The sequence below is a fragment of the Embleya sp. NPDC020886 genome (assembly GCF_044333915.1).
Classification (GTDB): domain Bacteria; phylum Actinomycetota; class Actinomycetes; order Streptomycetales; family Streptomycetaceae; genus Embleya.
This window is the reverse complement of sequence record NZ_JBIRRX010000001.1, coordinates 1,591,914-1,609,121: the sequence shown is the minus strand read 5'-3', so window position 1 is coordinate 1,609,121 and position 17,208 is coordinate 1,591,914. Positions and strand designations below refer to the sequence as shown.

The following is a 17,208-nucleotide window of genomic DNA, read 5'->3' as shown; positions in this document are numbered from 1 at the left end:
GCGGAGCGGGTGGGTGCTTTCGTCGGGTCCGCCGGGGAGCCTTCCCGAGTGGGCCGGGTGTTCGCGGCCGGCGGTCGCGTCTTGGTCGGCAGCGGGAGGCCCAGTGCTAAACGGTCGACGTGGACCGGCGGAGATCAGCCCGGTCCCACCGTCACCGGCGGTCAGGAGCCCTGGGCACCCCGGCGAGACGCAGGCGTTGCTCGCCGGAAAGGCGCTGGCAACGGCGGAGCGGGAGGGCGGCCCGGTCAGGTCCGCCGGGGAGCCTTCCCGAGTCGGTCGGGCCGTTTCGGCGGGCGGTGGGTGTGTGGTGGCGGGAGGGTGAGGAGAAGAGCGGGCCGTGAGTGGGCGGTTCCGGTCGTCGGAGTGCGCAACCCGGCCCCCGGCACGCGCTCTCGCCGCCCGGTCACGTAAAACCCCAGGTCAGTGGACCCCCGGGGCCGGGAAGCCGTCTCGGGATCCTGGTCGTGACTTTTCAGGCTCGCGGACGGCTCTCCGCCCGGGCGCGCCGACCGGAAACGCCCACCGAGAGTCATGACCCACGCGAAATCCGCCGCCGGGGTGCACACCCCGGCCCTCGGCACCCACTCTCACCGACCGCTCCCACAAAACCGCAGGTCAGCGGACCCTCGGGTGCGGGGAGCCGTCTCGGGGTCCGGCTCGTGACCCTTGAGGCTCGCGGGCGGCTCTCCGCCCGGCGGCTCCGACCGGAAACGCCCACCGAGAGTCATGACCCACGCGGAATCCGCCGCCGGGGTGCACACCCCGGCCCTCGGCACCCACTCTCACCGACCGCTCCCACAAAACCGCAGGTCAGCGCTAAACAGCGGGCCCGAAGGCGTCCCGCCATCCGGATCGAGACCTGCCCAACCCACTGGCAGCCCTTCCACACTGCGCACCCACCCCGAAACCCCCGCCGAAACGCCCCGACCCATTCGGAAAGGCTCCCCGGCGGACCCGACCGGACCGCCCTCCCTCCGCGCCGTTGCCAGCGCCTTTCCGGCAAGCAATGCCCGCGTCTCGCCGGGGAACCCAGCGCTCCTGACCGCCGGTGACCGTGGGACCGGGCCCATCTCCGCCAGCCCACGCCGACCGTTTAGCACAAGGCCATCCGCCGCCGACCAAGACGCGACCGCCGGCCGCGAACACCCGACCAACCCGGGAAGGCTCCCCGGCGGACCCGACGAAAGCACCCACCCGCTCCGCCGTTGCCAGCGCCTTTCCGGCGAGCAACACCCGCGTCTCGCCGGGGTGCCCAGGGCTCCCGGCCGCCGGTGACCGTGGGACCGGGCCCATCTCCGCGGATCCACGCCGACCGTTTAGCACTGAGCCATCCGCTGCCGACCAAGGCGCAACCGCCGGCCGCGAACACCCGACCAACCCGGGAAGGCTCCCCGGCGGACCCGACGAAAGCACCCACCCGCTCCGCCGTTGCCAGCGCCTTTCCGGCGAGCAACGCGCGCATCTCGCCGGGGAACCCAGGGCTCCCGGCCGCCGGTGACGGTGGGACCGGGCCCATCTCCGCCAGCCCACGCCGACCGTTTAGCACAAGGCCATCCGCTGCCGACCAACACGCGACCGCCGGCCACAAAGCACCCAACCCACCCGGAAAGGCCCCTCGGCGAACCCGCGAAACCGTCCCCTTCGACGGCGAGGGCGGCTCAGGCGGTGGCGCGTGGCGCGGCGCGCGCGGCGCGCGGACTCCGGCCACGCACTGGGGCCGAGTAAAAGTCGGGTGAACCGACCGAAACGACGAACACACTGATGTGGCGGGCAGGGAAGCCGGTCCGGATGGGGCAAGGCCCGACGGCACCTGCCGCGACTCGGGCCCGCGGCACCCCCGGCGCTACCGCGAACTCGACCCCCGGCGCGTCAGCGCCCACGACTTGCCCGTCGCCCGTCGCCCGGTGATAGTGACCGCCGACCGCCGACCGCCGACCGCCGACCCCCACCCCCCCACCCCCGTCACGAGCCCCCGCCGAGCCCGCCGCCCCGCGCGGAGCGCGGTCCAATCCGTGACGCTGTGTGTGCGCCCGGCGCGAGCGATTATCACAACCGATCATGATCGGCCAAATTTGATGCGCTTGTGAACGGGTGGTATAGGGGCATCTCATGATCAACATCGTCCGTGAGTGGCGAACCGTTTAGGCTCCCCTATTTCTCACCCTGTGTGATTTTTGCCTGCACGCAACCGTTTCTGATCGATCATCAGGTGGGGAAGATCACACCATGATCGTTCCCTACCCGTGTCGCAGATCACATCGCAAGGGGCCTAGGATGGGCGCCGTTCCGGCAGCTTGTGAACCCGGTCACATGCGTGACATCGGGGGACTGAGAAGGGAGATGGGAGCGCGGTGAACCTGTACGCGCCGATCCTCGTGCTCGGGGGCATTGCCCTGGCCTTCGGACTGGTCTCCCTCGTGATGGGGGCGCTCACCGGGCCCAAGCGCTACAACCGGGCCAAGCTCGAAGCCTACGAATGTGGCATCGAGCCGACCCCGCAGCCGGTCGGCGGCGGGCGATTCCCGGTCAAGTACTACCTGACGGCGATGCTCTTCATCGTCTTCGACATCGAGATCGTCTTCCTCTACCCGTGGGCCGTCTACTTCGACTCTCTCGGGATGTTCGGTCTGGTCGAGATGGTCCTGTTCGTCGCCGCGGTCTTCGTCGCCTACGCCTACCTGTGGCGTCGCGGCGGCCTGGAGTGGGACTGACCATGCGGCCCGTGAACCACGACGCCCGGACGAGCCGACACGCCCAGGCTTCCCCCAACGACTGACCGAGAGAGGGCATCCGCGTGGGTATCGAGGAGAAGCTGCCCAGCGGCTTCCTGTTGAGCACCGTGGAAGGGCTGGCCGGCTACTTCCGCAAGGGATCCTTCTGGCCGGCCACGTTCGGACTCGCGTGCTGCGCGATCGAGATGATGGCGACCGGCGCCGGCCGCTACGACCTGGCCCGGTTCGGCATGGAGGTCTTCCGGGCCTCGCCCCGCCAGGCCGACCTGATGATCGTCGCCGGCCGGGTCAGCCAGAAGATGGCGCCGGTCCTGCGGCAGATCTACGACCAGATGCCCAACCCCAAGTGGGTGTTGTCGATGGGCGTGTGCGCGTCCTCGGGCGGCATGTTCAACAACTACGCGATCGTCCAGGGCGTCGACCACGTGGTGCCGGTGGACATCTACCTCCCCGGTTGCCCGCCGCGGCCGGAGATGCTGATGGACGCGATCATCAAGCTCCGCGAGGAGATCCAGGCGATGCCGCTGGGCGTCAACCGCGAGAAGGCGGCCCGCGCCGCCGAGCAGGCCGCCATGAAGGCGCTGCCCACCATCGAGATGTTGCCCGCGAGCGCCCGCCGCGGCGCGCACGAGCTCAACCCCGGCATTCCGGTCGGCCACGCACCCGAGGGGGGCACCCGGTGAGTACACCCCCGAACCCCACGCCCGAGGAGAAGGCCCAGCTCCCCGCCCCCCGCGACATCCACGGCGAACCGACCGGCGAACCCGTCGAGGTCCGGCACGGCATGTTCGGCGCGAGCGGATCGGGCGACACCTCCGGCTACGGCAAGCTGGTCCGTACCGTCGCCTTCCCCGGCGCCGCCGCCCGCCCCTACGGCGGCCCGCGCGGAACCGCGGCCGGCGAGGGCGAGTTCGACCTGGTCGCCGACGAACTCTCCGGCGCCCTCGCGGAAGCCGGCATCGAGTTCGACGAGGCGGTCGAGAAGGTCGTCGTCGACCGCGGCGAACTCACCTTCCACGTGCGTCGCGAGTCGTTGCCCCGGATCGCGCTGACCCTGCGCAACGACCCGGCCCTGCGCTTCGAGTTGTGCACCGGCGTGTCCGGCACGCACTACCCGCAGGAGACCGGCCGCGAGCTGCACGCGGTCTACCACCTGCGCTCGATCACCCACAATCGGGCGGTCCGCCTGGAAGTGAGCGTGCCCGACGCCGACCCGCACCTGCCGTCCCTGGTGAGCGTGTATCCCGCGCTGGACTGGCACGAGCGGGAGACCTACGACTTCTTCGGCCTCGTCTTCGACGGCCACCCCGCGCTCACGCGCATCCTCATGCCGGACGACTGGCCCGGCCACCCGCAGCGGAAGGACTACCCGCTCGGCGGCGTGCCCGTCGAGTACAAGGGCGCCCAGATCCCGCCGCCCGACCAGCGGAGGTCGTACAACTGATGAGCGATCAGACAACGACACCCCCATCCGCCGCGCACGCGCGGGAGACCACCGAGGGCCGGGTCTACACGGTCACCGGCTCCGACTGGGACGAAGTGGTCCAGGCCGCGGCCGACGCCGACGAGCGCATCGTCGTCAACATGGGCCCGCAACACCCGTCCACCCACGGCGTGTTGCGACTGATCCTGGAGATCGACGGGGAGAGCGTCACCGAGGCCCGGTGCGGAATCGGTTACCTGCACACCGGCATCGAGAAGAACCTGGAGTTCCGCAACTGGACCCAGGGCGTCACCTTCGTGACGCGCATGGACTACCTGATGCCGCTGCACAACGAGACCGCTTACTGCCTCGCGGTGGAGAAGCTGCTCGGCATCACCGACGACATCCCCGAGCGCGCGCAGGTGATCCGGGTCCTGCTCATGGAGCTCAACCGGATCTCCTCGCACATGGTCTGCCTGGCCACCGGCGGCATGGAGATCGGCGCGCTCACCGTGATGACCTTCGGGTTCCGCGACCGCGAACTGATCCTCGACGTGTTCGAGATGATCACCGGGCTCCGGATGAACCACGCCTACATCCGCCCGGGTGGCCTCGCCCAGGACCTCCCGCCCGGCGCCGTGGACAAGGTCCGCGAGCTGGTGAACATCCTGCCCGGCCGGATCCGCGAGTACGAACTGCTGCTCAACGACAACGCGATCTTCAAGGGCCGCACCCAGGGCATCGGCTACCTCGACCTGGCCGGCTGCATGGCGCTGGGTCTGACCGGCCCGGTGCTGCGCTCCACCGGCCTGCCGCACGACCTGCGCAAGACACAGCCCTACTGCGGCTACGAGAACTACGAGTTCGACGTGGCCACCGCCGACTCGTGCGACTCCTGGGGGCGGTACCTGATCCGCATCGAGGAGATGAAGCAGTCGCTGCGGATCGTCGAACAGTGCCTGGACCGACTCGCTCCCGGACCGGTCATGGTCGGCGACAAGAAGATCGCCTGGCCCGCGCAACTCGCGCTCGGCGCCGACGGTCTGGGCAACTCGCCCGTGCACATCGCGAACATCATGGGCACCTCGATGGAGTCCCTGATCCACCACTTCAAGCTGGTCACCGAGGGCTTTCGGGTACCGCCCGGCCAGGTCTACAGCGCGATCGAGTCGCCGCGCGGCGAACTGGGCGTACACGCGGTCAGCGACGGTGGCACCCGCCCCTACCGCGTGCACTTCCGCGACCCCTCGTTCAACAACCTGCAGGCCATGGCCGCGATGTGCGAAGGCGGTCAGGTGGCCGACGTGATCGTCGCAGTGGCGGGCCTCGACCCCGTCATGGGAGGTGTCGACCGATGAGTACGGACCTGGGCATGCCGATGCCCCCGGCCAAGCCGGCTCCGCCGTTTCCGCCCGAGGTGCGGGCCCGCCTGGAGGTGGACGCGAAAGAGGTGATCGGGCGCTACCCACAGGCCCGTTCGGCGCTGCTGCCGCTGCTGCACCTGGTGCAGGCCGAAGAGGGCTACGTGACCGGCACCGGCATCGAGTTCTGCGCCGACATCCTGGGCCTGACCACGGCGGAGGTCTCCGCGGTCTCGACCTTCTACACGATGTACCGACGTCGCCAGGGCGGCGACTTCCACGTCGGCGTCTGTACCAACACGCTGTGCGCGGTGATGGGCGGCGACGAGATCTTCGCGAGCCTGAAGGACCACCTCGGGATCGGCAACAAGGAGACCACCGCCGACGGCGTGGTCACCCTGGAGCACATCGAGTGCAACGCCGCCTGCGACTACGCGCCCGTGGTGATGGTCAACTGGGAGTTCTTCGACGACGCGACCCCGCAGTCGGCCAAGGAACTCGTGGACGACCTGCGCGCGGGCAAGGACGCGGTGCCCACCCGCGGCGCGCGCCTGTGCACCTTCCGGGACACCTCGCGGATCCTGGCCGGCTTCCCCGACGAGCGCCCCGGCGCGGTCGACGAGGGCGGCGCGGGCGGTGCCGCCAGCCTGGTCGGCCTGCGCATCGCCAACGGCACGAACACCGACGAGCCGACCCGCCGCCCCAAGATCGTGGGCAGCCCGCGCAGCGCGGCCGAGCAGGCCGCGAACGAGCAGCCCCCCGCGCCGAGTTCGCACGACGCCCCGGCGCCCACCGCCGAGTCCGACCCGGCCCACCCCGCGCCGCCCACCGGGGCCGCGACCGACCAGGACGGGGACCAAGCGCCGTGACCGACCCCTCCCTCCTCACCCCCGTGCTCTCCGCGAACTGGGACGAGCACCGGCCGTGGTCGCTGGACACCTACCGGCGCGACGGCGGCTACGACGGCCTGCGCAAGGCGCTGGCGATGCACCCCGACGAGGTGATCCAGACCGTCAAGGACTCCGGCCTGCGCGGTCGCGGCGGCGCGGGCTTCCCCACCGGCATGAAGTGGGGCTTCATCCCGCAAAACGACGGCAAGCCGCACTACCTCGTGGTCAACGCCGACGAATCCGAGCCGGGAACCTGCAAGGACATCCCGCTCATGTACGCCAACCCGCACGTGCTGATCGAGGGCGTGATCATCGCGTCCTACGCGATCCGCTCCGAGCACGCGTTCATCTACGTGCGCGGCGAAGTGGTCCCGGTGCTGCGCCGACTGCACAACGCGGTCCGTGAGGCGTACGCCGCCGGCTACCTCGGCAAGAACGTGCAGGGCTCGGGCTTCGACCTCGAACTCACCGTGCACGCGGGCGCCGGCGCCTACATCTGCGGCGAGGAGACCGCGCTGCTCGACTCGCTGGAGGGCCGCCGCGGTCAGCCCCGACTGCGCCCGCCGTTCCCGGCGGTGGCCGGCCTGTACGCGTCCCCGACCTGCGTGAACAACGTCGAGTCGATCGCCTCGGTGCCGCCGATCCTGAACAAGGGCGTCGAGTGGTTCCGCTCGATGGGCTCGGAGAAGTCGCCCGGCTTCACGCTGTACTCGCTGTCCGGACACGTCAAGCGGCCCGGCCAGTACGAGGCCCCGCTCGGGGTGACCCTGCGCCAACTGCTCGACCTGGCGGGCGGGGTGCGCGAGGGACACCGGATCAAGTTCTGGACGCCGGGCGGCTCGTCCACGCCGATGTTCACCGACGAGCACCTGGACGTACCGCTGGACTACGAGGGCGTCGGCGCCGCCGGATCCATGCTCGGCACCAAGGCGCTGCAGATCTTCGACGAGACCGTGTGCGTGGTGCGCGCGGTGTTGCGCTGGACCGAGTTCTACGAGCACGAGTCCTGCGGCAAGTGCACGCCGTGTCGCGAAGGCACCTATTGGCTCACCCAGTTGCTCACCCGCCTGGAACGCGGCGAGGGCACCGAAGCGGACCTGGAGACGTTGCTCGACGTCGCCGACAACATCCTCGGCAAGTCGTTCTGCGCGCTGGGCGACGGTGCCGCGAGCCCGATCCAGTCCTCGCTCAAGTACTTCCGCGACGAATATCTGGCGCACTTCGAGCACGGCGGCTGTCCGTTCGACACCGCGGCATCCACCGCGTGGGCGAGCACAGCCCCCGCTTCCATCGGGGCAGGAGCGCAGAGCTGACATGACCGTCACGACCAACACCCCAGCGGGTGGGCCGCCGGCACCCAAGCCGGAGGACCTCGTCACCATCTCGGTGGACGGGATCGACGTCTCCGTGCCCAAGGGCACCCTGGTGATCCGGGCGGCCGAGCTGATCGGCATCCAGATCCCCCGGTTCTGCGACCACCCGCTGCTCGACCCGGTCGGCGCGTGCCGGCAGTGCCTGGTCGACGTCGAGGGCCAGCGCAAACCGCTCGCCTCGTGCACCACCACCGTCACCGACGGCATGGTGGTGCGCACCCAACTCACCTCGCCCGTCGCGAAGAAGTCGCAGGACGGGGTGATGGAGCTGCTGCTGATCAACCACCCCCTGGACTGCCCCGTCTGCGACAAGGGCGGCGAGTGCCCGCTGCAGAACCAGGCGATGGGCGCGGGTCGTTCCGCCTCGCGTTTCGCCGAGGTCAAGCGGACCTTCCCCAAGCCGCTGCGGATCTCCTCCGAAGTGCTGCTGGACCGCGAGCGCTGCGTGTTGTGCGCACGCTGCACCCGCTTCTCCGAACAGGTCGCGGGCGACCCGTTCATCGCGCTGATCGAACGCGGCGCACTGCAACAGGTCGGGATCTACGAGAAGCAGCCCTTCGAGTCCTACTTCTCCGGCAACACCATCCAGATCTGCCCGGTCGGCGCCCTCACCTCGGCCGCGTACCGCTTCCGCGCCCGGCCGTTCGACCTGGTGTCCTCCCCGACCACGTGCGAGCACTGCGCGTCCGGGTGCTCGCTGCGCGCCGACCACCGACGGGGCAAGGTGCTGCGCCGGCTCGCCGGCGACGAGCCCGAGGTCAACGAGGAATGGAACTGCGACAAGGGCCGCTTCGCGTTCCGCTACGCCACCCGACAGGACCGGCTCACCTCCCCACTGATCCGGGACGAGGAGAGCGGCGAACTGGTTCCCGCGTCCTGGTCCGAGGCGCTGAGTGTGGCCGCGCGCGGGCTCGCCGCCGCACGCGGCTCGGCCGGCGTCCTGGTCGGCGGGCGGGCCACGCTGGAGGACGCCTACGCGTACGGCAAGTTCGCCCGAGTCGCGCTGGACAGCAACGACATCGACTTCCGGGCCCGCGAACACTCGGCCGAGGAGGCCGACTTCCTCGCCGCCCGGGTGGCCGGCAGCGGGCTCGGGGTGACCTACGCCGACCTGGAGAAGGCCCCCGGCGTACTCCTGGTCGGGTTCGAGCCCGAGGACGAATCGCCGATCGTGTTCCTGCGGCTGCGCAAGGCCGCCCGCAAGGGCCTGAAGGTCTACGGCATCGCGCCGTTCGCCTCGGCCGGCCTGGTCCGGATGAAGGGCACGCTGTTGCGGGCGGCCCCCGGCACCGAGACCGAGTGGCTCTGTGCGCTCGGCGACCCGGCGGTCGAGGGCGAACTCCCGCGCGCCGCCGCCGAACTGCTGCGCACCCCGGGCACCATCGTGCTCGTCGGCGAGCGCCTGGCGGGCGTGCCCGGCGCATTGGCCGAGGTCACCGCGCTGGCCGCGGCCACCGGCGCCCGACTCGCCTGGATCCCGCGCCGGGCCGGCGAGCGCGGCGCGCTGGACGCGGGCGCGCTGTACAACCTGCTTCCCGGCGGGCGACCGGTCGGCGACCCGGCGGCCCGAGCCGAGACGGCCGCCGCCTGGGCGGTCGCCGACCTGCCCGGCGGCTACGGCCTGGACACCACCTCGATGCTCACCGCGGTCCGCGAACAACGCCTGGGGGCCCTGGTGGTCGGCGGTGTCGAGGTGGACGACCTGCCCGACCCGGCCGGCGCGATCGCCGCGCTGGACGCGGCCCGCTTCGTGGTCAGCCTGGAGCTGCGGCACAGCGCGGTCACCGAACGCGCCGACGTGGTCTTCCCGGTCGCCGCACCCGCCGAGAAGCCCGGCACCTTCGTCGACTGGGAGGGCCGCGAGCGCCCGTTCGCCACCGTGCTGAAGAAGGACCAGCTCACCGGCGACCTGGCCGCGGTGATGTCCGACCTGCGCGTGCTCGACGCGATCGCCGAGGCGATGGCCGAGCAGTGCGAGGGCACCCCGATCGACCTGCCCTCGCTCACCGCCGCCCGCCGCGAACTGCGCCGGCTCGGCCGGTGGGGCGGCGACCGGGGACCGGCCCCCGAGGGCACCGCCCGCGAACTCCCGCGCCCCGGCGCGGGCGAAGCCGTACTGGCCACCTGGCGGCTGCTCCTGGACGAGGGCCGGGGCCAGGACGGCGAACCCCATCTGGCGGGCACCCGGCGCACGCCGGTGGTCCGGCTCTGTGCCTCCACGGCCGCCGAGATCGGCGCCGAGGACGGGAGCGGCGTCACCGTGACCTCGTTGCACGGGGAGATCACGTTGCCGCTGCGCATCACCGACATGACCGAGCGGGTGGTCTTCCTGCCCGCGAACTCGCCCGGCTCCTCGGTGCGTCGCGCACTGGGCGTCGGCGCCGGCGAACTGGTTCGGATTCGGCCGGCGGTCGTGGACCTGGCCAACGCCGAAGGTCCCCCCAACGGAACCGGCCGCAACGGTCGGACCGCACACGTTCATGAGGAGGAGCGGTGACGGACAGCGGCATGCAGCTCGCCGCGGTCGGGTTCGGTACCGACGTCTGGTGGCTGATCCTGCTCAAGGCGGTGCTCATCTTCGCGTTCTGCGTCGTCATGACGCTGTTCGCGATCTGGTGGGAACGCAAGGTCGTGGCCTGGATGCAGATGCGCATCGGGCCCAAGTACACCGGCCCACAGGGCCTGCTCCAGTCCCTCGCGGACGGCGTGAAGCTCGCGCTCAAGGAGGACATCACCGTCAAGGGCGCCGACAAGGCCGTCTACATCATCGCCCCGATCGTGGCGATGGTCCCGGCGTTCATGGCGTTCGCGGTGATCCCCTTCGGGCCCGAGGTCTCGATGTTCGGGCACCGCACCAATCTGCAACTGACCGACCTGCCGGTCGCGGTCCTCTACATCCTCGCGGTCGCGTCCGTGGGCATCTACGGCATCGTGCTCGCGGGCTGGTCCTCCGGCTCGACCTACCCGCTGCTCGGCGGGCTGCGCAGCTCGGCGCAGATGATCTCCTACGAGATCGCGATGGGCCTGTCGTTCGCGGCGGTGTTCCTCTACGCCGGCTCGATGTCCACCTCGGAGATCGTCGCCGCCCAGCAGGACACCTGGTACGCGGTGCTGCTGCCGGTCTCGTTCATCATCTACGTCGTCGCGATGATCGGTGAGACCAACCGGGCGCCGTTCGACCTTCCCGAGGCCGAGGGCGAGCTGGTCGGCGGATTCCACACCGAGTACTCGTCGCTGAAGTTCGCGCTGTTCTTCCTCGCCGAGTACGTGAACATGGTGGTGGTCAGCTCGCTGGCGACCACCCTGTTCCTCGGCGGCTACCTCGCGCCGTGGCCGATCACCGCGGTCTGGGACGGCGCCAACTCCGGTTGGTGGCCCTTCCTCTGGTACTTCCTCAAGGTCCAGGCCTTCATCTTCGTGTTCATCTGGCTGCGCGGCACGCTGCCGCGGTTCCGCTACGACCAGTTCATGAAGATCGGCTGGAAGGTGCTGATCCCGCTCTCGTTGGTGTGGCTGATGCTGGTGGCCACCGTGCGTGCGCTCAAGAACGAGGGCTACGAGCAGTCCCGGATCGTGTTGTGGGTCGCGGGCGGCGTGGTCGCCCTGCTCCTGCTGTCGATCCTGTGGGACGCGATCACCCCCGACCGGGACGAGGAGGCGGACGCGAAGGCGGCCGGACCCGAACCGTTCGACCCGATGGCGGGCGGGTTCCCCGTACCGCCGATGCCGGGACAACAACTTCCGCCGGTGCCGCGCCGCAACGTGCGCAAACCCGAGCCGGTCGGTGCGCCGGCCGCGGCGGAGCCCCCGGCCGACCGCACTGAAGGAGAGGCATAGACCCGTGCCCAAGTTCCTCGGACCGGTCGCGGGGTTCGGTGTCACCTTCGCGACGATGTTCAAGAAGGCGAACACCGAGTACTACCCGTACGAGAAGAAGGTCACCGCACCGCGATTCCACGGCCGGCACCAGCTCAACCGGTACGCCGACGGGCTGGAGAAGTGCATCGGCTGCGAACTGTGCGCGTGGGCGTGTCCCGCCGACGCGATCTTCGTGGAGGGTGCCGACAACACCGACGAGGAGCGTTTCTCGCCCGGTGAGCGGTACGGCCGCAACTACCAGATCAACTACCTGCGCTGCATTTTCTGCGGCCTGTGCATCGAGGCGTGCCCGACCCGGGCGCTGACCATGACCAACGAGTTCGAGCTCGCCGACACCAGCCGGGCGAGCCTGATCTTCACCAAGGAACAGCTCCTCGCACCGCTGTACGAGGGCATGGTCCCGGCGCCGCACGAGATGTACCCGGGCACCACCGACACCGACTACTACCTGGGCAAGGTCACCGCGGCCGCGCCCGGCACGGTGACCCAGGAGCCCCGGGAGTCGGCCGAGGAGCACAAGCAGCGGACGGAGGCGGGCCGATGAGTCCCGGAATCGACTTCGCGGCCGAGGTCACCAAGACCTCCACCGGTGAGGCGCTGCAGTTCTGGGTGCTCGCGGTCGTCGCGCTGATCGGTGCCCTGGCCACCGTCTTCATGAAGAAGGCGGTGCACAGCGCGCTCGCGCTGGTGACCACGATGATGTGCCTGGCGATCTTCTACCTGGCCCAGGGCGCGGTGTTCCTGGGCATCGTGCAGATCGTGGTCTACACCGGCGCGATCATGATGTTGTTCCTGTTCGTGCTGATGCTGGTCGGCGTGACCTCGGTGGACTCGCTCAAGGAGACGCTGAAGGGCCAGCGGATCGCCGCGGTCGGGCTGGGCCTGGGCTTCGGCATCCTGCTCGTGGCGGGCATCGCCAACGCGTCGATCACACACTTCACCGCGCTCGCCACCAAGGCGCCGGGCAACCGCCCGGTCTACCCGGCGGAGACGAACGACGAGGCGTTGGCCGCGGCGTCCCAGGGCAACGTGCAGGGTCTGGCACACCAGATCTTCACCAAGTACATCTGGGCCTTCGAGATGACCAGCGCACTGCTGATCACCGCGGCGGTCGGCGCGATGGTGCTCGCGCACCGCGAACGCCTGGTGGCGCGCAAGACCCAGCGCGAGTTGTCCGAGCAGCGGGTGCGCGAGAACAAGCAGGTCACGCCGCTGCCCACGCCCGGGGTGTACGCCCGGCACAACGCCGTGGACGTGCCCGCGCTGCTGCCGGACGGCAGCATCTCGCAACTGTCGATCAACGGCACCCTGCGCGCCCGCGGCCAGATCCGCGACGTCAGCGCCGAGGCGGTGCACAGCGTCGCCGAACTGGAGAGCGCCGGTAGCGACGCCGACGACGAGGCGTGGCCGGACGAGTCGGACGCTCGCTCGTCCGCACCGGTGCCCACCGCCCGGCAGGAACACGACGACGCCGACTCTTCGGCGGGCGACGGCTCGGGCAACGAGGTTGCCGCCGGCGCAGGCTCCAAGGAGGGGCGCCCGTGAACCCGGTGAACTACCTGTACCTGTCCGCGCTGTTGTTCACCATCGGCGCGGCCGGGGTCCTGCTCCGGCGCAACGCGATCGTCGTGTTCATGTGCGTCGAACTGATGCTGAACGCGTGCAACCTCGCGTTCGTCACGTTCGGCCGCATGCACGACAACCTCGACGGCCAGATCATCGCGTTCTTCACGATGGTCGTCGCCGCGTGCGAGGTCGTGGTCGGACTGTCCATCATCATCGCCATCTTCCGCAGCCGCCGGTCGGCCTCGGTCGACGACGCCAGCCTCATGAAGTGGTAGGTCGGAACCGGTGATCGAAACCTCCTCCCTGGCCTCCGGCGTCGTGCTCGCCAACGAGGGCGGCGGCGGGCTGCACTCCGTCGCGGCAACCGGCGCCTATTCGGCGATGTGGCTGGTCGTCGGCCTGCCGCTGCTGGGCGCGCTGCTGTTGCTCGTCGGTGGCAAGCGCACCAACGCCTTCGGCCACATCCTCGGCACCGCGATGGCCCTCGGGTCGTTCGTGGTCGGCGTGGTCCTGTTCGTGACCATGCTCGGCAAGGACGACGCGGACCGCTCGGTCGACCAGCACCTGTGGACCTGGGCGCCGGTCAACGAGTTCCAGGCCGACATCGGTCTGCACCTGGACCAGTTGTCCATCGTCTTCGTGTTGCTGATCACCGGTGTGGGCTCGCTGATCCACATCTACTCGATCGGCTACATGGCGCACGACGAGAACCGTCGGCGCTTCTTCGGCTACCTGAACCTGTTCGTCGGCGCGATGCTGCTGCTGGTGCTGGCGAACAACTACCTTCTGCTGTACGCCGGTTGGGAGGGTGTGGGGCTTGCCTCCTACCTGCTGATCGGTTTCTGGCAGCACAAGCCCAGCGCCGCGACCGCCGCCAAGAAGGCGTTCATCATGAACCGCGTCGGCGACTTCGGTCTGGCCGTGGCGATCTTCCTGATGTTCACCACGTTCGGCTCCTTCGACTTCGCCGACGTGCTCGGCGGCAGTGCGAGTGCGAGCGACGGCACGATGACCGCGATCGGCTTGATGTTGCTGCTCGCCGCGTGCGGCAAGTCGGCGCAATTCCCGCTCCAGGCGTGGCTCGGCGACGCGATGGAGGGTCCGACCCCGGTCTCCGCGCTGATCCACGCGGCGACCATGGTCACCGCCGGCGTGTACCTGATCACCCGGTCCGCGGAGATCTTCAACGCCTCGCCGGACGCCCAACTCGCGGTCACCATCGTCGGTGCGATCACCGTGCTGTTCGGGGCGATCGTGGGTTGCGCCAAGGACGACATCAAGAAGGCGCTGGCCGCCTCCACGATGAGCCAGATCGGCTACATGATCCTGGCCGCGGGCCTGGGTCCGATCGGCTACGCGTTCGCGATCATGCACCTGGTCACGCACGGCTTCTTCAAGGCCGGGCTGTTCCTGGGCGCGGGTTCGGTCATGCACGGCATGAACGACGAGGTCGACATGCGCCGCTACGGCGGCCTGCGCAAGTACATGCCGATCACCTTCGTCACGTTCGGCCTGGGCTACCTGGCGATCATCGGCTTCCCGCTGCTGTCCGGGTTCTTCTCCAAGGACAAGATCATCGAGGCGGCGTTCGCCAAGGGCGGCACCTCGGGTTGGATCCTGGGCGCGGTCACCCTGCTGGCGGCCGGCCTCACCGCGTATTACATGACGCGCGTGATGCTGATGACCTTCTTCGGCAAGGAACGTTGGAAGGAGGCGCCGGCGGGCGCGCCGGCCGACTGGCACGAGCCGCACCCGCACGAGTCGCCGACCTCGATGACCGGTCCGATGATCCTGCTCGCGTTCGGATCGGTGTTCGCGGGCGGGTTGTTCGTACTCAACGATTCGTTTGTCAAATGGCTGACGCCCGTCACCGGCTTCTCGCACGGCGATCCGCCGATGAGCGAGTGGGCGGTCACCGGTATGGCGCTCTCGATGGTCGCGCTCGGCTCGGCGGTGGCCTACCTGCAGTACGCCCGTCGGGACGTGCCCGCGGTGGCGCCGGCCGCGAGCCTGGTCACCGTCGCGGCGCGGCGGGACCTGTACCAGGACGCGGTCAACGAGGGCCTGGTGATGCGGCCCGGCCAGTACCTGACCCGCCTGCTCGTGTGGTTCGACAACCGCGGCGTGGACGGATTCGTGGGCGGACTCGCGGCGTTCATCGGCGGCACCTCGGCGCGCGTGCGCAAGGTGCAGACCGGGTTCGTGCGTTCGTACGCGCTGTCCATGTTCGGCGGCACGCTGCTGGTCGTGGCCTGCACGCTGATGGCTCGGATGGCCTGAACATGACCATCCGGACACGACCCCAGCTCGCCCACCCCGTAGGCGCCTTGGCGGAGGGACTTCGATGAACGGCCACTTTCCCTGGCTGACGACGCTCGCGGCGCTGCCGTTCGTCGGCGGGCTGTGCGTCGCCGCCGTGCCGGCCGGCAAGCGCAAGCTCGCCAAGAACGTGGCGTTGTTGTTCAGCCTGCTCACCCTCGCCGTCGCGATCGTGGTGGCGACCAGATTCGACAACGACGGCGACCGGTTCCAGGTCACCGAAAGCTACAGCTGGATCTCCTCGTTCGGCGTGCGCTGGTCGCTGGGCGTGGACGGGATCGGCCTGGTGCTGATCCTGCTCACCGCGGTGCTGATGCCGCTGCTGATCCTGGCCTCGTGGCACGACGCGGACACGGCGCCGGTGAACGCCGACGGATCGGCCGGCACCGGCAAGGCCGCGCCGCGCAGCACGCACGCGTTCTTCGCGCTGATGTTGCTGGTCGAGGCGATGGTCGTGGTGTCCTTCGCGGCCACCGACGTGTTCATGTTCTACGTCTTCTTCGAAGCCATGCTGATCCCGATGTACTTCCTGATCGGTGGCTTCGGCGGCCCGCAACGCTCTTACGCGGCGGTCAAGTTCCTGCTCTACAACCTGCTCGGCGGCCTGGTCATGCTGGCCGCCGTGGTCGGTCTGTACGTGGCCACCGCCAACCAGGGCATCGGCATCGACGGGCACGGCACCTTCGACTTCGTGAAGATCTCGCAGGCCGTGGCCACCGGCCAACTGGACATCGACCCGACCGCGGAGAAGGCGCTGTTCCTGGGCTTCATGTTCGCGTTCGCGGTCAAGGCGCCGCTCTGGCCGTTCCACACCTGGTTGCCGGACACCATGACCGAGGCCACGCCCGGCATCGCGGTGCTGGTCACCGCGATGGTGGACAAGGTCGGCACGTTCGCGATGTTGCGGTTCTGCCTGGAGATCTTCCCCGACGCCTCGAAGTACTTCGCCCCGGCGGTGATCACCCTCGCGGTGATCGGGATCATCTACGGCGCGCTGCTCGCGGTCGGCCAGACCGACATCAAGCGGCTGATCGCGTACACGTCCATCTCGCACTTCGGCTTCATCATCCTGGGCATCTTCGTGATGACCAGTCAGGGTCAGTCGGGCGCCACGCTGTACATGGTCAACCACGGGTTCTCCACCGCGGCCCTGCTGCTGATCGCGGGCTTCCTGATCACCCGCCGCGGCAGCAAGACGATCGCCGACTTCGGTGGCGTGCAAAAGGTCGCCCCGATTCTCGCGGGTACGTTCCTGGTGGCCGGACTCGCGACCCTCTCGATGCCCGGACTCGCCCCGTTCGTGAGCGAGTTCCTGGTGTTGGTGGGCGCGTTCGCGAAGTACAAGGTGGCGGCGATCTTCGCCACCACCGGCATCGTGCTCGCCGCCCTGTACGTGCTGGTGCTGTACCAACGCACGATGACCGGCCCACTGCGGCCGGGCAATGAGAAGCTCCGCGACCTGGTGCCGCGCGAACTGGCGGTCGTGGTACCGCTGATCGCGTTCCTGCTCGTGCTCGGCGTCTACCCGAAGCCGGTGCTCGACGCGGTGAACCCGGCCGTGGACCACACGCTCAGCCGGGTGGAGCAGAAGGACCCGGCGCCCACCAAGCCCATCGAACAGGCCGCGGGCACCGAGGCGCACACCACTGGAGGCTCCAAGTGAGC

Annotated in this window: 13 protein-coding genes; all 13 read left to right on the top strand. The window is 69.6% G+C overall.

The features are described 5' to 3' along the window. The first annotated feature begins 2,351 nt into the window (after nt 1-2,351). The 13 genes from ACH4U8_RS06895 (at nt 2,352) to ACH4U8_RS06835 (ending at nt 17,206) form a co-directional block, all read left to right on the top strand. Nucleotides 2,352-2,711 carry an NADH-quinone oxidoreductase subunit A gene (locus ACH4U8_RS06895; protein ID WP_360308554.1) on the top strand — a complete coding sequence of 120 codons (360 nt, stop codon included), beginning with the start codon at nt 2,352-2,354 and terminating at the stop codon, nt 2,709-2,711. 83 nt (nt 2,712-2,794) lie between these two features. After that, complete coding sequence (locus ACH4U8_RS06890) at nt 2,795-3,415, top strand: NADH-quinone oxidoreductase subunit B family protein (protein ID WP_360308557.1); 621 nt, start codon at nt 2,795-2,797, stop codon at nt 3,413-3,415. After that, nucleotides 3,412-4,176: an NADH-quinone oxidoreductase subunit C gene (locus ACH4U8_RS06885; RefSeq protein WP_379988518.1), complete on the top strand. Its 765-nt coding sequence runs from the start codon at nt 3,412-3,414 to the stop codon at nt 4,174-4,176. The genes ACH4U8_RS06890 and ACH4U8_RS06885 overlap by 4 nt, the downstream gene beginning before the upstream one ends. Further along, nucleotides 4,176-5,513, top strand: a complete 1,338-nt coding sequence (locus tag ACH4U8_RS06880; RefSeq protein ID WP_360308560.1) for an NADH-quinone oxidoreductase subunit D — start codon at nt 4,176-4,178, stop codon at nt 5,511-5,513. The genes ACH4U8_RS06885 and ACH4U8_RS06880 overlap by 1 nt, the downstream gene beginning before the upstream one ends. Continuing rightward, nucleotides 5,510-6,385, top strand: a complete 876-nt coding sequence (gene nuoE / locus ACH4U8_RS06875; RefSeq protein WP_360308563.1) for an NADH-quinone oxidoreductase subunit NuoE — start codon at nt 5,510-5,512, stop codon at nt 6,383-6,385. Before ACH4U8_RS06880 ends, nuoE begins: the two co-directional genes overlap by 4 nt. Further along, nucleotides 6,382-7,719 (top strand): NADH-quinone oxidoreductase subunit NuoF, encoded by a 1,338-nt coding sequence (nuoF, locus tag ACH4U8_RS06870; protein ID WP_360308566.1) that lies wholly within the window; start codon nt 6,382-6,384, stop codon nt 7,717-7,719. Before nuoE ends, nuoF begins: the two co-directional genes overlap by 4 nt. 1 nt (nt 7,720) lies before the next feature. Further along, entirely contained in the window at nt 7,721-10,276 is a 2,556-nt protein-coding gene (locus tag ACH4U8_RS06865) for an NADH-quinone oxidoreductase subunit G (protein ID WP_360308569.1), read from the top strand. Nucleotides 10,277-10,287: 11 nt separating this feature from the next. Beyond that, complete coding sequence (nuoH, locus tag ACH4U8_RS06860; RefSeq protein WP_360308890.1) at nt 10,288-11,616, top strand: NADH-quinone oxidoreductase subunit NuoH; 1,329 nt, start codon at nt 10,288-10,290, stop codon at nt 11,614-11,616. A gap of 4 nt (nt 11,617-11,620) precedes the next feature. Beyond that, the gene (gene nuoI / locus ACH4U8_RS06855) at nt 11,621-12,202 is read left to right on the top strand and encodes an NADH-quinone oxidoreductase subunit NuoI (protein ID WP_360308572.1); all 582 of its coding nucleotides are present in this window, start codon (nt 11,621-11,623) and stop codon (nt 12,200-12,202) included. Further along, nucleotides 12,199-13,203: an NADH-quinone oxidoreductase subunit J gene (locus ACH4U8_RS06850; RefSeq protein ID WP_360308575.1), complete on the top strand. Its 1,005-nt coding sequence runs from the start codon at nt 12,199-12,201 to the stop codon at nt 13,201-13,203. The genes nuoI and ACH4U8_RS06850 overlap by 4 nt, the downstream gene beginning before the upstream one ends. After that, nucleotides 13,200-13,499, top strand: a complete 300-nt coding sequence (gene nuoK, locus ACH4U8_RS06845) for an NADH-quinone oxidoreductase subunit NuoK (protein ID WP_020549317.1) — start codon at nt 13,200-13,202, stop codon at nt 13,497-13,499. Before ACH4U8_RS06850 ends, nuoK begins: the two co-directional genes overlap by 4 nt. A 106-nt stretch (nt 13,500-13,605) precedes the next feature. Beyond that, nucleotides 13,606-15,504, top strand: a complete 1,899-nt coding sequence (gene nuoL, locus ACH4U8_RS06840) for an NADH-quinone oxidoreductase subunit L (protein ID WP_395776003.1) — start codon at nt 13,606-13,608, stop codon at nt 15,502-15,504. 64 nt (nt 15,505-15,568) lie between these two features. Beyond that, a complete protein-coding gene (locus ACH4U8_RS06835; RefSeq protein WP_360308578.1) occupies nt 15,569-17,206 on the top strand; it encodes an NADH-quinone oxidoreductase subunit M in 1,638 nt (545 codons plus the stop codon). Nucleotides 17,207-17,208 lie beyond the last annotated feature (2 nt).